We start from the raw sequence: 20269 nt of genomic DNA, 5'->3' as shown, positions 1-20269 counted from the left end.
GGCTGCGAGGGCTTGGCCCTCTCAGGGCTTTTCATAAGGCGGCAGCCCCCTCGCCTCGCGCGAGTATTTGCGCTGCTCGTGCCAGGGCCGATATGGCTTTTCGACGGCATATTGGATGGCTGGGCGGGCCGTTGCCGATTGTGGATCGAAGAAGACGGCGGCGCTGCCGTCACGCGCCAGCTGGCGCTTGGTGACGACAAGCACACGCGGATCCCAGCAGGGATTGTAGGCCGTCGCATCGTTGATGACGATGAGGTCGGCAAAGCCGCAGGCAGGCCGGGCGCTGTCGCGGTTTTCGGCAAGCGCGACGATCGCGCCGGAAGGGTGCCGGCCGATGCAGAGGTCACCGGTGCAATAGAAGGGCGATCCTGGTGGCAGGTCGACAGGATCGGCGATGTCGAGAGCGTCTTTGGCAAACGTCTCCGGCGGCACGATTTCCTCGGCTTTCAGCGCCCGCTTCCAATTGTCGGTGGTGAACTCGTTGGAGCGTTCGCGGTTGACGGCAAGTTCGCCGCCGCCGATCGGCATCGCCACCAGATGCGCATCCTCCGAGATCAGCACATCCGGCGTGCGCACATGCGGGATCGCCAGCAGCGCGGCGAGGGCGAAGGGAACAGCGGCGAGCCTTAGCCAGGTGGTGGCCATGGTCGCGATGACCAGCGCGATTGTCGCCAGCAGCACCGACTGGATCGAGATCAATCCCACGGCATCGACCGGCGAGCGCTCGGAAATCCATGCCGAAATGGCAATCATCGCTGTCAGTCCCTTGCCCATCACATAGAGGAAGGGACCGTCGAAGCCGAACGGCATGGCCAGCGCGCTCAACACGGCGAACGGCATGACGATCAGCGAAACGATCGGCATCACCGCCAGATTGGCGAGCAGGCTGAGCGGCGACACGCGCTGGAAATGCCAGATCGCAAACAGCAATGTCGCGCTGCCCGCGATGAGCGAGGTTACAGCGGCGCCGCCCACGCCAACCGCCAGTTTTCGCGACAGGTATCCGAGGAACGAACGCTTTGCCGGCGGCGCGGTCGTTTTGCCGGCGCGATAGTCGGCAAAGCCGGCATAGGCGCCGACCAGGGCCGCGGTGGCCGCGAAGGACATCTGGAAGCTCGGGCCGACCACTTCATGCGGCGAGACAATGATGACGGCAATCGCCGAGATCGCCAGGTTGCGCATCGTCAGCGCCGCGCGGTCGAAAAGCACCGCGATCAGCATCACAGCGAGCATGATGAAGCTCCGTTCGGCCGCCACCACGATGCCGGAGATGACGAGGTAGGCGGCAATCGAGGCAAGCGCAATCGCAGCGGCGTATTTCTTCACCGGGCGGCGCGACGAGAAATCCGGAAACAGCGCGAAAGCGCCGCGCAGCAGGAACATGATCGTACCGGCCACCAGCGCCATGTGCAGGCCGGAGATCGAGATGATGTGATAGATGCCGGTGCGCCGCATCGACTCGTTGATTTCTTCCGGAATGCCCGCGCGCACGCCGACGATCAGCGCCGCCGCGATCTCGCCTTCGGACCCGCCGATGCTGCTCCGGATGTGGTCGGCGATCCCTTCGCGCGCATTTTCCACGGCCGATGCGATGCGCGCTCCGAAAGGTGCTCCCGTGGGCGCCGTCGAAGCCGGAGCTAACAGCTTTGGATCGCCCAGGAAAAAGCCGCTACCGCCGATGCCGCTAAAGTAGCTGTCGAAGGAAAAATCGTAACTGTCCGGCCGAACCGGGCCGGTCGGCGGCAGCAGCTTGACATAGCCGATCAGCATCGACCCAGCCGTCATGCCGGACGGGATTCTGCGCGCCGAAACCCTGACGCGGTCCGGTGCGTAACGCAGCGTCGGGTGCTCGGTGGAGATGAGATCGATGGTCAGCCGCACACGGCCATTGGCCATCGCTTCGGCGGTGACCAGGCGGCCGGTCAGCCGTGTCTGGATCTCGGCCCCCAGCATCGGCGTCGCCATCCGCCAGGTCTCCACCTTGGCCGCCAGAAAGCCGAGCGCGCAGAAAAGCGATGCCAGGAAGACAAGGTGCGTCCGCTGCCAGGAACGCGAGACTGCCGCGCAGACAGCCATCAAAGCCACCGCCGCGAGCGGCCTGTAGAGATCAGGCTCGGTGCTCAGCGAGAAATAGTAGATCACGCCGGCGGCCAGGAACACCGGCACCAGCAGGAAGCCGACGCCGCGGTCGAGCTCGGTGGTGGCAGCGACCGCAACGCTTCGCCGCAGCGCAGGGAGCGAAGCGCGGCCAAGCTGTTTTCGGATCCTGCCGACGATGGCTGTTGCCGAGGCTGGCTGCAGCGCACCGCCACCGGGTGGCGGTAGCTCGGCGGGCGGATGGAGTTCCGGAAGCGAAACCGGCACTTCTTCCGCAGGCTCGGCATGGGCAAACATCAGGCGTTCGCTGACGCCAGCTGTCATTCCCTCGCCCTCTCCTGCGCCCCGGCCACGTCCAGCCATCGGGTCTGCCCCTTGCGCCCCAGACCGCCTATGCTACATGAACGCGCAAAGCGCGAAAGTCCGCGCGAAACATGCATTTTTTCAGTGCTTCTTCGAGAGTTCCATGTCCGACAAGGTCGTCACCCGTTTTGCCCCCTCGCCCACCGGCTACCTGCATATTGGCGGGGCGCGCACGGCGCTGTTCAACTGGCTCTATGCCAGGCATACCGGCGGCACCATGCTGCTGCGCATCGAGGACACTGATCGCGAGCGCTCCACCGAAGCCGCTACGGCCGCCATTCTCGACGGACTGACCTGGCTTGGCCTCTCCTGGGACGGCGACGCCGTATCGCAGTTCGAGCGCGCCCCGCGCCATCGCGAGGTGGCCGAGGAGCTTGTGCGCTTGGGCAAGGCTTACTACGCCTTCGAGACGCCGGCCGAGCTCGAGGCAATGCGCGAGGCGGCCCGCGCCAAGGGCCTGCCGCCGCGTTACAACGGCCAGTGGCGCGACCGCGATCCGTCCGCGGCACCGGCAGGCGTCAATGGCGCGATCCGCATCAAGGCGCCGACCGAGGGCGTGACGATCGTCAACGACCGCGTTCAGGGCGAGGTTCGCTTCCCGAACAAGGATCTCGACGACTTCATCATCCTGCGTTCCGACGGCGTCCCGACCTATATGCATGCCGTCGTCGTCGACGACCACGACATGGGCGTCACGCACATCATCCGCGGTGACGATCACCTGACGAATGCCGCGCGCCAGACGGTGATCTACAACGCCATGGGCTGGGACGTGCCGTCGATGTCGCACATCCCGCTGATCCACGGCGCCGACGGCGCCAAGCTGTCGAAGCGGCACGGCGCGCTCGGCGTCGAGGCCTACCGCGCCATGGGCTATTTGCCGGAGGCGCTGCTCAACTATCTGGCCAGGCTCGGCTGGAGCCATGGCGACGATGAGGTCATGTCGATCAAGGACATGGTCGCCTGGTTCGACATCGGCGACGTCAACAAGGGCGCTGCCCGCTTCGACTTCGCCAAGCTCGAGGCGCTGAACGGCGTCCATATGCGCAAGATGGACGACCAGGCGCTGTTCGACATCTTCGTCGCCACCTTGCCCTACCTCGAAGGCGGTCCGGCGCTCGCCGCAAAGCTCGATGACAAGCGCAAGGCGCAGTTGCTTGCCGCCATGCCCGGCCTCAAAGAGCGCGCCAAGACCCTGGTCGAGCTGGTCGACGGCGCGGCTTTCCTGTTCGCCGAGCGGCCACTGCCCCTGGACGAGAAGGCGGCGGGCTTGCTCAACGCGGATGCGCGCGCGATTCTGCGCGGCGCGCATGGCGCGTTGTCTTCCGTTCAAGGCGAGTGGAGCGCGGCCTCGGCGGAGGCTTCGATCCGCGAGTTCGCGCAGGCCGGCGGGCACAAGCTCGGCGCCGTGGCCCAACCGCTGCGGGCCGCGCTGACCGGCCGCAGCACCTCGCCCGGCGTGTTCGACGTGCTTGCCGTGCTGGGCCGCCAGGAAAGCCTGGCGCGCATTGGAGATCAAATCGATTAGGAGCGAGCTGGCCCAAAAAGATTGGCATTGAAAGGTGTGTTTCGCAGTGCAACATTAGGCCTTGGCCCAATCTGGCACGCACCTCCTAAAATGCGGTGGCGAGTTCGCGCATTCCGGTGACTTCGACGTGCCGTTTGCAGGAATTGCCTTGCCGGCATGAGGACACAAAAGGAGTTTGAGAATGAGCGAAGCTGCGACAAAACTGGAACCGGGCAGCAAGGCGCAAGGGTCGACCGCCAGGCTCGAACTCGCCGGCAAGACGCACGAATTCAAGGTGCGAAGCGGCTCGACCGGGCCTGACGTGATCGATATCGGCGCGCTCTACAGCACGACCGGCGCCTTCACCTACGACCCCGGCTTCACCTCCACCGCAAGCTGCGAGTCGGCGATCACCTTCATCGACGGCGATGCGGGTATCCTGCTGCATCGCGGCTATCCGATCGACCAGCTTGCCGAACATGGCGACTTCCTCGAGGTCTGCTACCTCCTGCTCTACGGCGAGCTCCCGACCAAGGCGCAGAAGGAGGATTTCGACTACCGCGTGACCCGCCACACCATGGTGCATGAGCAGATGTCGCGCTTCTTCACCGGTTTCCGCCGCGACGCGCATCCGATGGCCGTCATGTGCGGCGTGGTTGGAGCGCTGTCGGCCTTCTATCACGACTCGACCGACATCTCGGACCCGTATCAGCGCATGGTCGCCTCGATGCGCCTGATCGCCAAGATGCCGACGATCGCCGCGATGGCCTACAAATACCACATCGGCCAGCCCTTCATTTATCCGAAGAACGAGCTGAACTTCGCGGCCAACTTCCTGCACATGTGCTTCGCCGTGCCCTGCGAGGAGTACAAGATCAACCCTGTTCTGGCACGTGCCATGGAGCGCATCTTCATCCTGCACGCCGACCACGAGCAGAACGCCTCGACCTCGACCGTTCGCCTTGCCGGCTCGTCGGGCGCCAATCCCTTCGCCTGCATCGCCGCCGGCATCGCCTGCCTGTGGGGCCCGGCGCATGGCGGCGCCAACGAAGCGGCGCTCAACATGCTGGGCGAGATCGGCCATGTCGATCACATCCCGGAGTTCATCGCCCGCGCCAAGGACAAGAACGATCCGTTCCGGCTGATGGGCTTCGGCCACCGCGTCTACAAGAACTACGATCCGCGCGCCAAGATCATGCAGAAGACCGCGCATGAGGTGCTGGGCGAGCTCGGCATCAAGGACGACCCGTTGCTCGACATCGCGATGGAGCTGGAGAAGATCGCGCTGACCGACGCTTACTTCATCGAAAAGAAGCTCTACCCGAACGTCGACTTCTATTCCGGCATCACGCTGAAGGCGCTGGGCTTCCCCACCACCATGTTCACCGTGCTGTTCGCGGTTGCCCGCACCGTCGGCTGGATCGCGCAGTGGAAGGAAATGATCGAGGATCCTCACCAGAAGATCGGCCGTCCGCGCCAGCTCTACACCGGCGCCACGGAACGCGATTACGTGCCGATTGCGAAAAGGTAATCGAGCGAATAGCGAGGTAGCGAGTAGCGAATAGGGGCAGAAGGGCAAAGCCGACACAGCCCTACTCGCTATTCGCTACTCCCTATTCGCTTTCTTGACGCACCCCAGCACCACTTCCGCGGCGATCTCGCCGGCAGGCCGCTCGGTCGCCATGCGCCGGGCAATTTCGGCAAAGCCGGCCTTTTGCCAGGCGCGCATGCCGGTGTCGGCAAACAAGGCTTCCAGCTGCCGGGCGAGGTTCTCCGGCCGGACATACTGGTCGTAGAATTCCGGAACCAGCGTGCGGTCGGAGATCAAATTGGGCAGCAGCGCCGACCATGTCGTGACCAGATGCTGCAGAAGCTGGCGCGCAATCGGATCGAGCTTGTAGCAGGAAACCATCGGAACGCCGGCAAGCGCCAACTCGAGCGACACCGTTCCCGACGCGATCAATGCCGCATCGGCCTTGCCGAAGGCCTGCCATTTGCGCTCCGGCTCGGTGATGATTTCCGGCTTGTCGTCCCAACTGGCGACCGAAGCCTTCACCAGCTCGGTGACATGCGGCACCGTCGGCAACAGCAGGCGCAGCCGATGGCCGCGTTGGCGCAGCGCCGACATCGCCTTGCCGAAGGGTTCCATCAGCCGGCGGACCTCGCCGCGGCGCGAGCCGGGCAGCACCAGCAGCGTCTTGACGCGGTCGTCGGAGAGGTCGCGCGGCTGGCTCTGCGCCTTGGCGGCGCCAAGCACGCCCGGATCCCGCGTCAGCCGGTGACCGACATAAGTGCCCGGTGGTCCGCCGAGACGGGCAAGCGCCTTCACCTCGAACGGCAGGATGCACAGGATATGGTCGACATAGGGCTTCATCGCCACCGCCCTGCCCGGCCGCCAGGCCCATACGCTCGGGCAGACATAGTGAACGATAGGAATGGCGGGCGCCGTTGCGCGGACCTTCCTCGCCACGCGCAGCGAAAAGTCGGGACTGTCGATGGTGACGAGGCAATCAGGCCGCTCGGTCGCGATCATCGCCGCCGTCTGGCTGATGCGACGCATCAGCCGCGGCAGGTCGCGCAGCACCGCGCTGAAACCCATCAGCGCGATCTCTCCGCCGTCGAACAGCGGCGTCAGCCCTAATTGCTGCAGGTGCCGGCCACCGATGCCGACAAGCTGAACCTTGCGGCCAGTCGTACGCTCGAGCGCCCGCACGATATCGGCACCGAGCAGATCGCCGGATTCCTCGCCGGCGACGATCGCGAGCTTGAGCGGCTTGTCAGCGGCCATCAGCCGGCTCCCGTTTGACCAGCTCCGTCGCGGGCAGGCCGACGATGAACAGGCCAAAGGCATTCGCGCGGGCAAGCGTGATCGGGCCTTCAAGGATAAGCGAACGGCCGGCCTCGACGGCTATGCCGGCAAGGCCTGCCGCATGCGCGGCCTCGATCGTCTGCGGGCCGATGGTGGGCAAGTCAGCCCGCAATTCCTGACCCGGCTTGGCGCATTTGACCAGCACGCCGCGCGTCTTGCCGGCGAGCCTGCCATGGTTGCGCAATTGCCTTGTTCGCTCGAGCAGTCCGTTGGTGCCTTCGATGCCTTCCAGCGCGATCGCCCGGCCGCCGATCGCGACCGCGGCCTGGCCGATATCCAGCGCGCCGATCGCCTTCGCCGCAGCCCGCGCCGCCTCGATGTCACGCCAGTCGGATTTGCGCGGCTCCGCCTTGGTCAGCGGGCCGCCGCCCGCAAGCAGTTCAGGCACGATCTCGTGCGCTCCGACGACCTTGATGCCCCGCTTTTCCAGAAAGCGCGTCAGGATCTTCAGCAAGCCATCGTCGCCGCGCGCCAGTCCCATGACCACTGTAGGCACGACGGCCAGCAGGCCAAGGCTCGGCCGCATGCCAGTCAATTTCGGCCTGCGCCTGATCTCGCCGGCCAGCACGAGATGGCTGATCCGTTTGCGCTTTAGCAGCGGCACCAGCGAGCCGAAGTCTTCAAGAGCAAGCTTCTCGGTTTCGTAAGCGGCGAGGTCCGACTTGCGGTCGACTTCGCCCTCGGCCGCGATGATGACAGGCGGGTACCCTTGCTCTGCCAAGCTCGCGGCGACTTCCACCGGCAGACTGCCGCCGCCGGCGATAATGCCGATCCTGGCGCCCGGCGCGAAGTTTAGTTTCGTCCCGGCCGCCTCAGCCTTCGTCATCTGCATCGTCGCCGCCACCCTTCAGCGGCGGGACCGCATAGTGCCGCTTGCCGCCGCTGGCGATGAAGTCGATCATCTTCGTGGCGGCAGGAGACGAGGAGCCGAATTCCGCCCTGGCGAGATCGATATTCTCCGCGACGCTGCGGGAACGGTCGAAAATCGACCGGTAAACCTTGCGCAGCAGGTAGATTTCCGAGCGCGGCAGGCCGGAACGCTTCAGCCCGACGATGTTCAGGCCGCGCAGCTTGGCGCGATTGCCGGCGGCGATCGCATAGGGAATGATATCGCCGACAACCGCCGAGCAGCCGCCGATGAAGGCGTTGTCGCCAATGCGCACGAACTGGTGAACGGCGGTCAGGCCGCCGATATAGACGTTGTCGCCTATCTCGCAATGGCCGCCGAGCGTCGCGCCATTGGCGAAAGTCGCGTTCTTGCCAACGACGCAATCATGGGCGATGTGGGCATAGGCAAGGAAATTGCCGTTGTCGCCGACACTCGTCTCGCCACGGCTGGAATCGGTGCCGACATGCATCGTGACGGCTTCGCGGATGGTACAGTTCTCACCGATGACGAGCGTGGTGCGCCCGCCCTTGTGCTTGGTGTTCTGCGGCGGCGCGCCGAGCGTCGCCATCGGATAGACTTTCGTCCCCGCTCCGACGGTCGTGGCACCCATCACCGACACATGGCCGACCAGCTCGACGCGGTCGCCGATGATTGAATCGGCGCTGATATGGCAGAAGGGTCCGATGCGGACGCCCTCGCCGAGCCGGGCTCCTTCTTCGACGACCGAGGAAGGATGGATGAATGTCGCGACTTTCATGAGCATTTCGAACCGTCAGCCGGTAACCATCATGGCCGAAACCTCGGCTTCTGCCGCCTTCGCGCCGTCAACCATCGCCTCACAGGCGAATTTCAGCAGGTTACCGCGTTTCTTGATCTTCTTGACGTGGATCCTGAGCTGGTCTCCTGGAACCACCGGCTTGCGGAATTTGGCGTTGTCGATGGTCATGAAATAAACCAGCGAGGGCTTTTCAGCATTGAGGGTGCGAATGCAGATCGCTCCGGCGGTCTGGGCCATCGCCTCGATGATCAGCACGCCGGGCATGACCGGCTGTTGCGGAAAGTGGCCCTGGAAATGCGGCTCGTTGATGGTCACGTTCTTGATGCCGATGGCGGATTCGTCGCCGTCGATGTCGACGATGCGATCGATCAGCAGGAACGGATAGCGGTGCGGCAGGAGCTTCATCAGCCCCATGATGTCGACCGCCTCGAGTGTAGTTGCCACCATATCAGCCATTTCCGCCGCCTTGCTTGCGCGTCCTGGCCATCTTGCGCAGCATCGCTATCTCGCGCATGGCTTCCGCCATCGGCTGTGCCGGATAGCCTCCCCAAATCTCGCCTGCCGGCACGTTGTTCATGAATCCACTTCTCGCAGCAAGCTTGGCCCCCGGCCCGATGGTCAAATGATCGGCGAGGCCGACACCGCCACCCATGGTGACGTTGTCGCCGACGACGACGGAACCGGAAATACCCGAAAGGCCCGCTATAATGCAATTGCGGCCGATGCGAACATTGTGGGCGATCTGCACCAGATTGTCGATCTTGGTGCCTTGGCCGATGATGGTATCGGACATCGCGCCGCGGTCGACGGTCGAATTGGAGCCGATCTCGACGTCGTCCTGGATGATGACGCGACCGATCTGCGGCACGCGTTCAGGCCCCTTGGCGCCGCCCACGAAGCCGAAACCGTCCTGGCCGATCCTCGCGCCGCCATGGATGATGACACGATTGCCGACAAGCGCATATTGGATGCTGGCGCCCGGACCGACGAACCCGTCGCGGCCGATCTGGCAGGAGCGGCCAACAACGGCGTGAGGCGCGATGACCGTGCCGCTGCCGATGGACACGCCGGGACCGATCACGGCGCCCGCTTCGACGATCGCCCCTTCCTCGATATGTGCGGACGGATCGACAAAGGCGTGCGCCGAGATGCCGGTTTCTCCGGTCATCGGCCCCGGAGTTGCGGCGTGCGGAAACAAAAGGCGCCCGACCATCGCGAAAGCCTGTTGCGGGCGAGGATGCATAAGCACCGCGACCCCTGGCGGTGCCTTGCTGGCAAAATCGACGGGGCACAGGACCGCGGCCGCCCTCAGCGACTGCATCAGCGCGAAATTGCGCTTGCCGTCGACAAAGACGAGCGCGCCGTCGCCGCCCTCATTGGCGGGAGCCAGCGCCTCGATGGCAATTTCAGCCTGGGCGGTATCAAGCAGGCTGGCGCCGGTCAGATTCGCGACCTCGCCAGCCGTATACCGGCGTGAAGGCGCGAAGAACACCGGATCGGTCATTCCAGAAGCAATATCCAGCTGGGTCGGATCAGTCTAGTCCGGGCCGTCAGCCGGCCCGGAAACTCGCGACCACGAAATCAGAAGCGGGTCGCGATGCCGAAGTTGAATTCCTGCACGTTGTCGGTCGACTCTTTCTTGACCGGGATCGCATAGTCAATGCGGATCGGGCCGAACGGCGAAGCCCACATCAGGCCGACACCGACCGAAGCGCGGAGCTTCATGCCTTCTGAAGACGGCTCGACACCGGCAAGCTTGTTGCCATAAAGCGTCGCCGCATCCGCAAAGACGGCCCCGCGCAGTCCGAAGCTCTCCGGAATAACTGGAAGCGGGAACTGGGCTTCCGCGGAGGCATTGAAGTAAGTCGTGCCACCGAGATGGTCCCCGCTGCCGTCGTTGGCAACGGGACCAATACCCCCATATTCGAAGCCCCGGATCATCCGATCGTTGCTCTGGAAGTAGTCAAAGATACGCAGATCGCCATTGCCGTAGCCCGCAATGTAGCCTGCTCCACCCGAAACCAAGCCGACGAGATCAAGCTGTTCGGACAACGTCTGGTAGACGCTTGCGCGCCCGGTCACCTTGACCCACTTGGCATCGCCGCCCAAACCGGCGAACTCGGTCGTACCGGTGACATAAAGGCCTTCATGCGGATTCTTCATGTCGTCGATGGTGTTGTAAACCAGACCAAGGCTGACCGACGACTTGAGCCAAGGGCTTTCTGCCACACCATCGCGAATCGCCTGGGAGATGGTGCACTTGGTTGGATCGTAGATCCCGTTGGTCGTGCAATTGTCCGCAAGCGAGTACTTCTCCTGCGAGATATTGTACGCCAGCTGCGTCGAAATGCTGTCGGTGATCGGCAGACCGAAACGGATAGTCGCGCCTGTAGTGTCGGTGTCGTAGTGGTCGTACTCGCGCGTCGATTTGTAGATATCGAAACCCGCCGCGATGCGCCGGCCGAGGAAGTAGGGCTCGGTGAAGGAAACGGCATAGTCGCGCGAATGCCTGCCGCCGCCCGCCGACAGCTTGATGTACTGGCCACGGCCGAGGAAGTTGCGCTCGGTGACCGAACCCTCGATCGACGGGCCGGGCGTGTCGCCACCGGTCGAATAGCCGGCGCCGATGGAGAACTCGCCGGTCGACTTCTCGACCACGGTCACGACCAGCACGACCTGGTCGGGCGCCGAGCCAGGAACCGTCGAAATGTCGACAGACTGGAAGTAATTAAGGCCCTCCAGCCGCTTCTTCGCGCGCTGGATGAGAACCTGGTTGAAGGCATCGCCCTCGCTGACATCGAATTCGCGACGGATGACATAGTCGCGCGTGCGGTCGTTGCCGCGGATTTCGATGCGCTCGATATAGGCCTTGGTGCCTTGGTCGATGGTGTAGACGACCGAAATGGTGTGGTTCTCGAAATTGCGATCGCCGCGCGGCGTCACCTGGGCGAAGGCATAGCCCGAGCCCGCGACCTTCTCGGTCAAGGCGACGATCGAATCCTCGACATCCTTGGCGTTGTAGACATCGCCCTTGTGGGTTTCGACGACGGATTCCAGCGCCTTCGAATCGACCTCCGGAATGGTGCTTTCCACGCTGACGTCGCCGAACGTGTAGCGATCGCCCTCCTGAACCGTGATGGTGACCGTGTATTTATTGGTGGCGTCGTCAAGCTCGCCGACGGCCGAGACGACCTGGAAGTCGGCATAGCCATGATTGTAGTAGAAGCGGCGCAGCAACTCCTGGTCGGCGCGCAGCTTGTCCTCGTCATAGACGTCGTCGCGCAGCACGAAGGACAGCCAGGACGAACGCTTGGTGTTGATGACGTCGGACAGGCGGCGGCTGGAATAAGCGTGGTTGCCGACGAAATTGATCGCCGCGATCTGCGTGCGGCCGCCTTCGTTGATGTTGAAGACCACGTTTACCCGATTGTCGCCGAGATCCATGATCTGTGTGGTCACGGCGGCATCGTCACGGCCGATGCGCTTGTAGGCGGACTTGATCGCCTCGACATCGGCATCGAGCGTTTGCTGGGAGAAGGTCGCCCGCGGCTTCAGCTGGATACCCATCTGAAGCGCGTTATCCTTGATCTTCTTGTTGCCCTGGAAAAGGACCTGGTTGACGACCTTGTACTCGGAAACCTTGACGACCAGACTGGAACCGACCTGGTTGATCTGAACGTCCGAGAACAGCCCAGTGCCGAACAACGCCTTGACGGCTTCGTCGATATCGGAGCTGGAGAAGGGCTTGCCCGGCTTGATCGAGATGTAATTGCGGATGGTCTCCGCATCGACCCGCTGGTTGCCGCTGACCTCGACACGCGAAATGACCGCGGCCTCGGCCACCGAGGTGGCAGCGAACTGCACTGCGAGCGCGCCTGGCACGACCAGAGCGGCGGACAAAGCCGCCGCGGAAGCGGCGCTCAGAAACTTGGATGCTGCCTTCATCGGGCTTTTGTACCTTTTTCTCGTAGTCCCCACGGCGAGAAAACCGGACGTGCGGTATTTTCCCTTACCGTATTAACCGGATTTTCCCTACACGCAAGGCTCCCGGTTAATTTGTATTTACTTAACCGTACCGCGTGGCTTTCGCGTCACGCATATCCCCACGCATGGTAAACGGCATCTCAATATGGGTGGGGCTGAAGCCAAATTTCTTCATGATTTCAGCACCCAAACAGATCATTCCAAAAAACGAAGCCCATGAAACCGAGCACCAGGAACAGCCCGGTCCGATAGGCCATCTCCATCATTCGCTCCGAAACGGGCCGCCTTATGACGGCCTCCACGCCGTAGAACAACAGGTGGCCGCCGTCGAGAGGGGGAATCGGCAGGAGATTGAGAAATCCTATCCCGACTGACAGAAATGCAACAAGCTGCACCAGCCACTCGAAGCCCAGCTTTGCCGCCTGACCGGACATCTTGGCGATCTTGATCGGGCCGCCCAACTGGCATTTGTCCTCGCGTCCAAGCGCAAAGCGCTGCAGGAACTGACCGGTGCGCTCGATCACATGGCCGGTTTCCTCGACCGCCGCCACCACGGCGCCGGCCGGCGTATAGGAGATCAAACGTGGCTGGCCGAGCTCGGCATTGTTGACGACGCCGATAACCGCGACCTTGACCTTGTTGCCCAGCGCATCCTGCTGCTCCATGGGCTCCGGTGTCGCCGTGACGGCGATTTCCTTGCCGTCGCGCAGCATGGTGAAGGTGATGGCATCGCCTGCCCTGCCTGAAACCAGGCGCTGCACATCGGCAAAGGTCTCCACCTTGCTGCCGTCGACTTTGACGAATCGGTCGCCAGGCAGGATTCCGGCTTTCTCGGCCGGACTGCCCGCGGTGACCTGGGCCACCGTAGGTTCCAGAACCGGACGGCCATAGAGGGAAAACAGCACCGTAAACACGGCGATCGTCAGCAGGAAATTGAACAGCGGCCCCGCAACGACTGTCGCGGCGCGTTTCCATATGGGCTGCGTGTGGAAGGCGACCTCGCGCTCGGCGTCGGTCAGCGATTCGATCTCCTCGGCGCTCGGCTGGCTCGACGTCGCATTCATGTCGCCGACGAATTTGACGTAGCCGCCGAGCGGAATGGCGCAAAGCTTCCAGCGCGTCCCGTGGCGATCGTTAAAGCCGACGAGCTCGGGGCCGAAACCGATGGAAAAGGCCTTCACGCCGATGCCGCACCAGCGGCCGATGAGATAGTGCCCCATCTCGTGGACGAACACGACGACGGTCAGCACGAACAGAAACGGCACGAGCGTGCCAAGGACGAAGCCTTGCGTGCTGAAGACCGCGTGAAAAATATCGTTCAAGTCATGCCCTCAAATTCGCCCGCACACGACACTCCGCCGCGACTGTGGCATCAATCCGGGCGAAACCGTGGCGCGCGCCATTTTTCGCCTTGACCGTATCGTCGTTCAGTTCGGAAACAGCCCCAATGCCGGATGCTCGGCGCCCGCCGCGACCCAACCAATGACGTACAGCGCGAACGCGGCCGCGACAAGCCCGTCGACCCGGTCCATGACGCCGCCATGACCGGGAATGAGGTTGCTCGAATCCTTGGCACCTTGCCGGCGCTTGACCCAGGATTCGAACAGATCGCCGATCTGGGAAACGATTGACAGCACCAGCGCCGCGAGGCCGAGTTGGACGAGATTGCCGGCGCCGGCTGCAATTGCCAGCAGCAGTCCGGCGGCAAGGCCGCCAACCGCGCCGCCAAGCGCGCCGCTCTGCGTCTTGCCGGGCGAAATCGACGGCGCAAGTTTCGGGCCGCCAACCGCGCGGCCAACGAAATAGGCCGCAATATCGGTCGCCCAAACCACGGCGAACAGGAAGAGAATCGCAATCAGTCCGGAATGGTTGTCGTCACGAAGATAGGCGAGCGAAAAGCCGGATAGCGCCGCATAGGCCACGCCGGAGGCTTCCCACTGGGCAGCACCCCTGATCCGGGCGGCAATGGCCGCGACCGCCACGAGGATCACGACGAGGAGCACCAGCCACAAGGCCGGCAGTCCGGCGATCATCGCGACGATGAAAACCAGAATCAGCGCTTCCGGCAGGAAGCCGAGCGCCGCGCCGTTGCCCGAGCGCGCCATGCGCGTCCATTCATAAAAGATCAGCGCCGCTATTCCCGCGCAGAACAGCCGGAACGGCAATCCGCCGAGCCAGGTGAGCACAAGCGTCAGCGCCGCCATCACGATTGCCGAGATGACACGTTGCTGAAGGTTGCTCATGCGTGGCGGCGCCTAAAGCGCGACATCGCGGGCGGCAAGCCCGCCGAAGCGCCGTTCGCGGCCGGCAAAGTCGCGCAAGGCATCGGCCAGATGTTCGCGGCTGAAATCCGGCCAGTAGCAAGGCAGGAAGACAAGCTCGCTATAGGCCGCCTGCCACAAAAGGAAGTTCGACAGCCTGAGCTCGCCGCTCGTCCGGATCACAAGCTCAGGATCAGGAATGCCCTTTGTATCTAGCGAAGCGGCAAAGCTCTCCGCCGTTATCGCGTCGCTCGCCATGTCGCCGCGCGCGACGGCATCCGCCAGCTTGCGGGCGGTGCGGACGATCTCGTCGCGGCCACCATAGTTGAAGGCGATGATGAGCGTCAGCGACTCGTTGCCCGCCGTCAGCGATTCGGCTTCCTGCAGCAGGCCTCTGATGTCTGGCTGCAGCCCTTGCTTGTCGCCAATTATCCTCACCCGCACGCCGTTCTGATGCAGTTCGGCAAGATCGCGGCGGATGAACAGCTTCAACAGACCCATGAGGTCGCTGACCTCGGATTTCGGCCGCGACCAGTTCTCCGAGGAAAAGGCGTAGACGGTCAGGTAGGAGATGCCGAGCTCCGGCGCCGCACGGACTGTCTTGCGCAGCGCCTCGACGCCCGCCCGGTGGCCGGCAAGGCGCGGCAGACCGCGCGCCTTGGCCCAGCGTCCGTTTCCATCCATGATGATCGCGACATGCGCGGGCGTTGCCATAATCTCGCTTTCGAGCCGGAAAACCCGACCCTAAACCTGCATGATTTCAGCTTCCTTATCGGAAAGCAGGTGATCGATCGTGCTGATCATCTCGTCGGTCAGCTTCTGCACCTGGTCGGAGCGCTTGCGCTGATCGTCCTCGCTGATGGTGCCATCCTTCTCGGCCTTCTTGAGGAAATCCATGCCGTCGCGGCGAACATGGCGAACCGCGACGCGCGCATTCTCGGCGTAACCATGCGAGATCTTGACCAGCTCCTTGCGGCGCTGCTCGTTGAGCTCGGGCAGCGGAATCCTGAGCGTGGTGCCGTCGACGATCGGGTTGAAGCCCAGATTGGCTTCGCGGATGGCACGGTCGACCGCGCTGACCATCGACTTGTCCCAGACCGACACCGAAATCATGCGCGGCTCCGGCACCGATACGTTAGCCACCTGGTTGATCGGCATCGCCGTGCCATAGGCCTGCACCTGGATGGCATCGAGCAAGTTGCTGGAGGCTCGGCCGGTGCGCAGCGAAGCCAGATCGTGCTTGAAAGCGGCGATCGCCCCGTCCATGCGTCGCTTCAGGTCTTCGTACTCGCCACTCATGATCATCTCCTCGACCCGTTAGCCGGGTTCACTGCTTCTATCGTTTCTCGCCCGCGGTTCCGTCGTCGCTTGGCGGATCCCGGCGCCTGTTACTTGTCGGTGACGACCGTGCAATGGCCGCCGCCCCTCAGAATATCGCCGAAACCACCTTTTTCGTGGATCGAATAGACGATTATCGGAATGTTGTTTTCGCGCGCAAGTGCAATCGCTGCGGTATCCATGATCGCAAGCCCGCGTTTGATGACTTCGGCGTGGCTGATGCGGTCGAAGCGGACCGCGTTCGGGTCTTTCTTGGGGTCGGCCGAATAGACGCCGTCGACCTGCGTGCCTTTGAACAGCGCATCGGCACCGATCTCGGCGGCGCGAAGCGCGGCGGCCGAATCGGTGGTGAAGAACGGATTGCCGGTGCCGCCGGCGAAGATGACCACCTTGCCCTGGTTCATGTAGGCGGTCGCCTGGCGCTGCGAGAAACTCTCGCAAAGTTCCGGCATGGCGATCGCCGAAAGCACCACGGCGTCGACGCCGATCTTGTTCAGCGAGGTGCGCAACGCCAGCGAGTTGATGACGGTGGCGAGCATGCCCATGTGATCGCCGGTGACGCGGTCGCCGCCTTTGGAGGCGACGGCGACGCCGCGAAAAATGTTGCCGCCGCCGATGACGACGCCCACTTCCACGCCCAGCGCGCGCGCCTCGGCGATGTCTGCGGCGATGCGGTCGACCACCGAGACGTCGATGCCGAAATGCTGCTCGCCCATCAACGCTTCGCCGGAAGCTTTCAGCACGACACGTCGATAGAGGGGCTTATCCGTCATCTTGATCCTCGAAAATCTCGGCGCGGCAATTTTGGAGGCAAAACCGCCCCCGCTTCACCTGGCGATGCTGTCATGACTGGCTGACCCGATACACGAAGGGCGCGGCGATGTCACGCCGCGCCCTCGTGCAAAATCCCAGGCTTTTTCGGTCAGTTGCTGGCTTTTGATCTTTGCCCTTTTCAATCAGTCGCTTGAGATGCTGACCGCATCGCCTTCGATCACGACCGCGGGCGAATAGCCGGCCGGCTTGTCACCGGTGACCGCGCCGCCGGTCACCCGCACCTGGATCTCGGAGCCGAAATAGGGATGCGGGAACGGCGCCGGCGTGGCGCTGACCTTTTCCAGCCGCGTGCGAAGCTCCGCGGGGATCGAAAAATCGAGCGCGCCAAGATTGTCCTCGAGCTGGCTGAGCTTGGTCGCTCCGAGGATGACGGAGGCGACTCCGGGCCGCGTCGCCACCCAGTTGAGCGCAACCTGCGCCATGCTGCGGCCGAGCTCGGCCGCCACCTTCTCGAGCTCCGCCACGATCGCCCAGTTGCGGTCGCTGAACTTCTGGAAGCCGGGATGCGTGGTGTTGCGGAAGCCATCGAGACGCCCTGCGTTGCCGTCCTGTATCGGTTTGTACTTTCCGCTGAGCAGGCCGCTGGCTAAAGGGCTCCACACCATGATCCCGGCGCCATGACGGGTCGCGAACGGCACATACTCATGTTCGATCGTTCGTTCCGCCAGCGAATATTCGAGCTGCAGCGCCGAGACCGGCTCGTAGCCGCGCAATTCGGCGATCGCCTGGGCGCGGCCGGCATACCAGGCCGGCACGTCGGAAAGGCCGATATGGCGAACCTTGCCGGCGCGCACGAGGTCATCCAGCGTGCGCAGCACCTCCTCCGCCGGTGTGATCCTGTCCCAGACATGCAGCAGGTAAAGGTCGATATAGTCGGTGCCGAGCCGCTTCAACGAGGCATCCACCGCACGCAGGATGTTCTTGCGGCCATTGCCTCCGGTGTTGGGATTGCCCGGTTCCGCGTTGAAGGTGAATTTTGTGGCGATCACCGCCTTGTCGCGCAAGCCACGCTCGGCGACGAACTCGCCGAGCCAGGTCTCGGCCGTGCCGCCGGTATAGAGGTCGGCGGTGTCGAAGAAGTTGCCGCCCGCTTCGACATAGGCGTCGAATATCGCACGGGCGGTGTCCCTGTCCGCGCCCCAGCCCCACTCGGTGCCGAAGGTCATGGTGCCGAGCGCCAGCCGGCTGACGCGCAGCCCGCTGTTGCCAAGCGTGTAATAGATCATGCTCATGGTTGTCTTCCGATTCTGAACTGATGTGCTGCCGGTCACTGTCCAGGCGTCGCCTTTACCCAGGGATTGCCGCGCTCATGCGTCATGCGGAAGGGGAAGCCGTCGACCTTCCAGCCGGCAGCCGAGCGCGTCAGATGGTGCTCATAGGTGCCCCAGACCTCCCAGAGCGGGTCGCCATTGCCTTCCATGCGGTTCCAGGCATACCCGTTGGAATGAACGGTCGCGGCATTGGCCTCGAGCACAACCTGATGGTTGGTGCGCAGATGCAGGCTGGTCTTGCTGCCCTTGAGGTTGCCCGCCCAGGCGCCGATCAAGTCGTCGGAGGCGATGTTGGCCGCGGGCTGACCGGACAGGCTGCTGAAATCGGCGGTGACGCGGTCGGCGAAATAGCTGCGCGCCAGCGTCCAGTCCTGTGCATCCACCGCGCGGTCGATGGCGTCGGCGATGCGGATCACCGCGCGCTCGTCGGCAAGCGCCTGCCAACCGGCCGGTTCGGCGCCGCCGGCATCGACCGGCGCCAGCGCCATGCCTGCAACGAAAGTTACGTGTCTCAAGGCGTTCATGTCTCTTCTCCTTGTGTGGGTAGCTCTGCGAACGGATGGATGATTGTCGGCGCGGGAGGGTTTGCCTTCAGCCCTTCGCCAGCGCGTCAACCACAACCTGAAACCGGCGCGGGTCGAAATAGTCGTGGTAAGCGGCGATAAAGCCGTTTTCGAAACGGAAGACCGCGATGTTGCTGTTGGTGTATTCGGTGCCGCCCTTGATCACGGCGCGATTGCGGTATTCGACCACGACGGCTTCGGAGTCCGCCGCCGGATAGATGGCTGTCAGCTCGGATTCGAAGGATTCGAAATTGCCGAACAATCCTTTGAAGGCGTCCACGATCGCGGCCTTGCCGTCTATGCTGTCGCCAAATCCTGCCGACGGATAAGGCACGATGATCCGGCCGTTCTCGGCCCAAAGCCCAGCCCAGTTGTCGATGTCTTTATTGTGCAGCAGGTCGAAGAAGCTGCGGACGGTTTCGAGATTGCGGGCCTGATTGGCGTGTAGGTCGGTCATTTGAGGTCTCCCTGGCTCGGCTCGATCTGTGCTGTTTGATGCGCCTTAGATGCACCTCATTGGCTCCCTCGATAAGGTTGCATGATGCGATATCATTCATGAATGGATCGCGATCTGCTCACACATCTGCCGGTCATCGTCGCCGTGGCGCGGCGCGGCGGCTTCGCGCTTGCCGCGGCTGAGCTCGGCATGAGCCCATCTGCCGTCAGCTATGCGGTACGGTTGGTGGAGGAGCGTATCGGCCAGCCGCTCTTTGCCCGCACGACGCGCAGCGTCTCGCTGACGGAAGCCGGCAAAGCGCTGGTGGAGACGGCGGCCCCAGCGCTCCAGGACATCGCCGAGCGGATGGACCGCATCCGCGGCGTGAAGGGAAGGCCGACCGGCCTGCTCAGGATCAACGCCTCCAACATCGCGATTCCCCTGGCGGTGACGCCGGTGGTCGCGGCCATGGCCGAACGCTTTCCAGATGTGACGGTCGAGGTCGTCGCCGACCAGGGACTTATCGACATCGTCGGCGAAGGTTTTGACGCCGGCATCCGGCTCGGTGAAATGATCGCGCAGGACATGGTCACGGTCAGGATGACGCCGCCGTTCAAGGCCGTGATCGTCGCCTCTCCCGCTTATATCGGAAAGCACGGCCGCCCACGCGACGTTGCCGATCTCGCCAATCACAACTGCATCGGCTACCGGCTGGTTCGGTCCGGCGCGCTTTACCGCTGGGATCTGAGCGAAAACGGCAAGGACGTCGTCGTCGAGACGCGCGGCACGGCCGTCGTCACGGATTCGCTTGGCGCCGTCGACTTGGCCCTGGCCGGCGTCGGGCTCGCCTATGTCTTCGAGCCGCTTGCGCGCGCCGACCTTGCCGCCGGCCGCCTCGTCCAGATCCTGCCGCAGACGGCGATCGAGGAGCCGGGTCTCTTCCTCTATTTCCCGCGCCGCGCGTCGATGGCGCCGAAGCTCAGGGCCTTTATCGACACCGCACAAGAAATCGGCCGGGCATCCATGCGGACACCCGGCCGAGTTGCCTGAGCTTGTAAGCTCTCATTTCAGGGAGCGCG

At 63.5% G+C, this 20269-nt stretch carries 18 protein-coding genes; 3 read left to right on the top strand and 15 right to left on the bottom strand.

The window, feature by feature from the left end:
* Positions 1-21 precede the first annotated feature (21 nt).
* Positions 22-2460 carry a ComEC/Rec2 family competence protein gene (locus tag EN862_RS10130; protein WP_127863932.1) on the bottom strand — a complete coding sequence of 813 codons (2439 nt, stop codon included), beginning with the start codon at positions 2458-2460 and terminating at the stop codon, positions 22-24.
* A gap of 103 nt (positions 2461-2563) precedes the next feature.
* Here EN862_RS10130 and gltX point away from each other — a divergent pair, with 103 nt between their 5' ends.
* Both gltX and gltA read left to right on the top strand, forming a co-directional pair.
* The gene (gene gltX / locus EN862_RS10125; RefSeq protein ID WP_127863931.1) at positions 2564-3988 is read left to right on the top strand and encodes a glutamate--tRNA ligase; all 1425 of its coding nucleotides are present in this window, start codon (positions 2564-2566) and stop codon (positions 3986-3988) included.
* A 181-nt stretch (positions 3989-4169) separates the two neighbouring features.
* Positions 4170-5498, top strand: coding sequence for a citrate synthase (gene gltA, locus EN862_RS10120; protein ID WP_127863930.1), 1329 nt, complete (start codon positions 4170-4172; stop codon positions 5496-5498).
* Between the two features lie 75 nt (positions 5499-5573).
* Here the strand turns inward: gltA and lpxB are convergent, their stop codons facing one another.
* From lpxB to EN862_RS10050, 14 genes are all read right to left on the bottom strand, one after another.
* Positions 5574-6755 carry a lipid-A-disaccharide synthase gene (gene lpxB, locus EN862_RS10115; protein ID WP_127863929.1) on the bottom strand — a complete coding sequence of 394 codons (1182 nt, stop codon included), beginning with the start codon at positions 6753-6755 and terminating at the stop codon, positions 5574-5576.
* Positions 6745-7662 carry a UDP-2,3-diacylglucosamine diphosphatase LpxI gene (gene lpxI, locus EN862_RS10110; protein WP_127863928.1) on the bottom strand — a complete coding sequence of 306 codons (918 nt, stop codon included), beginning with the start codon at positions 7660-7662 and terminating at the stop codon, positions 6745-6747. The genes lpxB and lpxI overlap by 11 nt, the downstream gene beginning before the upstream one ends.
* Positions 7649-8482, bottom strand: a complete 834-nt coding sequence (gene lpxA / locus EN862_RS10105) for an acyl-ACP--UDP-N-acetylglucosamine O-acyltransferase (protein ID WP_127863927.1) — start codon at positions 8480-8482, stop codon at positions 7649-7651. Before lpxA ends, lpxI begins: the two co-directional genes overlap by 14 nt.
* 15 nt (positions 8483-8497) lie before the next feature.
* On the bottom strand, positions 8498-8959 hold the full coding sequence (gene fabZ / locus EN862_RS10100) for a 3-hydroxyacyl-ACP dehydratase FabZ (protein WP_127863926.1): 462 nt from the start codon (positions 8957-8959) through the stop codon (positions 8498-8500).
* On the bottom strand, positions 8952-10007 hold the full coding sequence (gene lpxD, locus EN862_RS10095) for a UDP-3-O-(3-hydroxymyristoyl)glucosamine N-acyltransferase (RefSeq protein WP_127863925.1): 1056 nt from the start codon (positions 10005-10007) through the stop codon (positions 8952-8954). The genes fabZ and lpxD overlap by 8 nt, the downstream gene beginning before the upstream one ends.
* A 77-nt stretch (positions 10008-10084) precedes the next feature.
* On the bottom strand, positions 10085-12448 hold the full coding sequence (bamA, locus tag EN862_RS10090) for an outer membrane protein assembly factor BamA (RefSeq protein ID WP_127863924.1): 2364 nt from the start codon (positions 12446-12448) through the stop codon (positions 10085-10087).
* Positions 12449-12666: 218 nt separating this feature from the next.
* A complete protein-coding gene (gene rseP / locus EN862_RS10085; protein WP_127863923.1) occupies positions 12667-13809 on the bottom strand; it encodes an RIP metalloprotease RseP in 1143 nt (380 codons plus the stop codon).
* Positions 13810-13914: 105 nt separating this feature from the next.
* Positions 13915-14730, bottom strand: coding sequence for a phosphatidate cytidylyltransferase (locus tag EN862_RS10080; protein WP_127863922.1), 816 nt, complete (start codon positions 14728-14730; stop codon positions 13915-13917).
* A 12-nt stretch (positions 14731-14742) separates the two neighbouring features.
* Entirely contained in the window at positions 14743-15462 is a 720-nt protein-coding gene (locus tag EN862_RS10075; RefSeq protein WP_127863921.1) for an isoprenyl transferase, read from the bottom strand.
* 30 nt (positions 15463-15492) lie between these two features.
* The gene (frr, locus tag EN862_RS10070; protein ID WP_127863920.1) at positions 15493-16047 is read right to left on the bottom strand and encodes a ribosome recycling factor; all 555 of its coding nucleotides are present in this window, start codon (positions 16045-16047) and stop codon (positions 15493-15495) included.
* 89 nt (positions 16048-16136) lie between these two features.
* Complete coding sequence (pyrH, locus tag EN862_RS10065) at positions 16137-16859, bottom strand: UMP kinase (protein ID WP_042642552.1); 723 nt, start codon at positions 16857-16859, stop codon at positions 16137-16139.
* A gap of 183 nt (positions 16860-17042) precedes the next feature.
* Positions 17043-18152, bottom strand: coding sequence for an aldo/keto reductase (locus EN862_RS10060; protein ID WP_127863919.1), 1110 nt, complete (start codon positions 18150-18152; stop codon positions 17043-17045).
* A 35-nt stretch (positions 18153-18187) separates the two neighbouring features.
* Positions 18188-18715: a nuclear transport factor 2 family protein gene (locus EN862_RS10055; protein WP_127863918.1), complete on the bottom strand. Its 528-nt coding sequence runs from the start codon at positions 18713-18715 to the stop codon at positions 18188-18190.
* A 67-nt stretch (positions 18716-18782) separates the two neighbouring features.
* Entirely contained in the window at positions 18783-19211 is a 429-nt protein-coding gene (locus EN862_RS10050) for a nuclear transport factor 2 family protein (RefSeq protein WP_127863917.1), read from the bottom strand.
* Between the two features lie 102 nt (positions 19212-19313).
* Between EN862_RS10050 and EN862_RS10045 the strand changes: the two genes are divergently transcribed.
* Complete coding sequence (locus EN862_RS10045) at positions 19314-20240, top strand: LysR substrate-binding domain-containing protein (protein WP_127863916.1); 927 nt, start codon at positions 19314-19316, stop codon at positions 20238-20240.
* Positions 20241-20269 lie beyond the last annotated feature (29 nt).

The sequence above is a fragment of the Mesorhizobium sp. M2E.F.Ca.ET.219.01.1.1 genome (genome assembly GCF_004016445.2).
Lineage (GTDB): Bacteria > Pseudomonadota > Alphaproteobacteria > Rhizobiales > Rhizobiaceae > Mesorhizobium.
Note: the sequence above shows the minus strand (reverse complement) of the source record. Positions and strands in the feature narration are given on the sequence as shown.

Coding starts and splice junctions, on each gene's coding strand:
- fabZ (WP_127863926.1), bottom strand. CDS start 8,959: ATGGCTGATATGGTGGCAACTACACTCGAGGCGGTCGACATCATGGGG.
- lpxA (WP_127863927.1), bottom strand. CDS start 8,482: ATGAAAGTCGCGACATTCATCCATCCTTCCTCGGTCGTCGAAGAAGGA.
- EN862_RS10045 (WP_127863916.1), top strand. CDS start 19,314: ATGGATCGCGATCTGCTCACACATCTGCCGGTCATCGTCGCCGTGGCG.
- pyrH (WP_042642552.1), bottom strand. CDS start 16,859: ATGACGGATAAGCCCCTCTATCGACGTGTCGTGCTGAAAGCTTCCGGC.
- bamA (WP_127863924.1), bottom strand. CDS start 12,448: ATGAAGGCAGCATCCAAGTTTCTGAGCGCCGCTTCCGCGGCGGCTTTG.
- frr (WP_127863920.1), bottom strand. CDS start 16,047: ATGAGTGGCGAGTACGAAGACCTGAAGCGACGCATGGACGGGGCGATC.
- EN862_RS10050 (WP_127863917.1), bottom strand. CDS start 19,211: ATGACCGACCTACACGCCAATCAGGCCCGCAATCTCGAAACCGTCCGC.
- gltA (WP_127863930.1), top strand. CDS start 4,170: ATGAGCGAAGCTGCGACAAAACTGGAACCGGGCAGCAAGGCGCAAGGG.
- gltX (WP_127863931.1), top strand. CDS start 2,564: ATGTCCGACAAGGTCGTCACCCGTTTTGCCCCCTCGCCCACCGGCTAC.
- lpxD (WP_127863925.1), bottom strand. CDS start 10,007: ATGACCGATCCGGTGTTCTTCGCGCCTTCACGCCGGTATACGGCTGGC.
- EN862_RS10060 (WP_127863919.1), bottom strand. CDS start 18,152: ATGAGCATGATCTATTACACGCTTGGCAACAGCGGGCTGCGCGTCAGC.
- EN862_RS10080 (WP_127863922.1), bottom strand. CDS start 14,730: ATGAGCAACCTTCAGCAACGTGTCATCTCGGCAATCGTGATGGCGGCG.
- EN862_RS10075 (WP_127863921.1), bottom strand. CDS start 15,462: ATGGCAACGCCCGCGCATGTCGCGATCATCATGGATGGAAACGGACGC.
- EN862_RS10130 (WP_127863932.1), bottom strand. CDS start 2,460: ATGGCTGGACGTGGCCGGGGCGCAGGAGAGGGCGAGGGAATGACAGCT.
- lpxI (WP_127863928.1), bottom strand. CDS start 7,662: ATGACGAAGGCTGAGGCGGCCGGGACGAAACTAAACTTCGCGCCGGGC.
- lpxB (WP_127863929.1), bottom strand. CDS start 6,755: ATGGCCGCTGACAAGCCGCTCAAGCTCGCGATCGTCGCCGGCGAGGAA.
- EN862_RS10055 (WP_127863918.1), bottom strand. CDS start 18,715: ATGAACGCCTTGAGACACGTAACTTTCGTTGCAGGCATGGCGCTGGCG.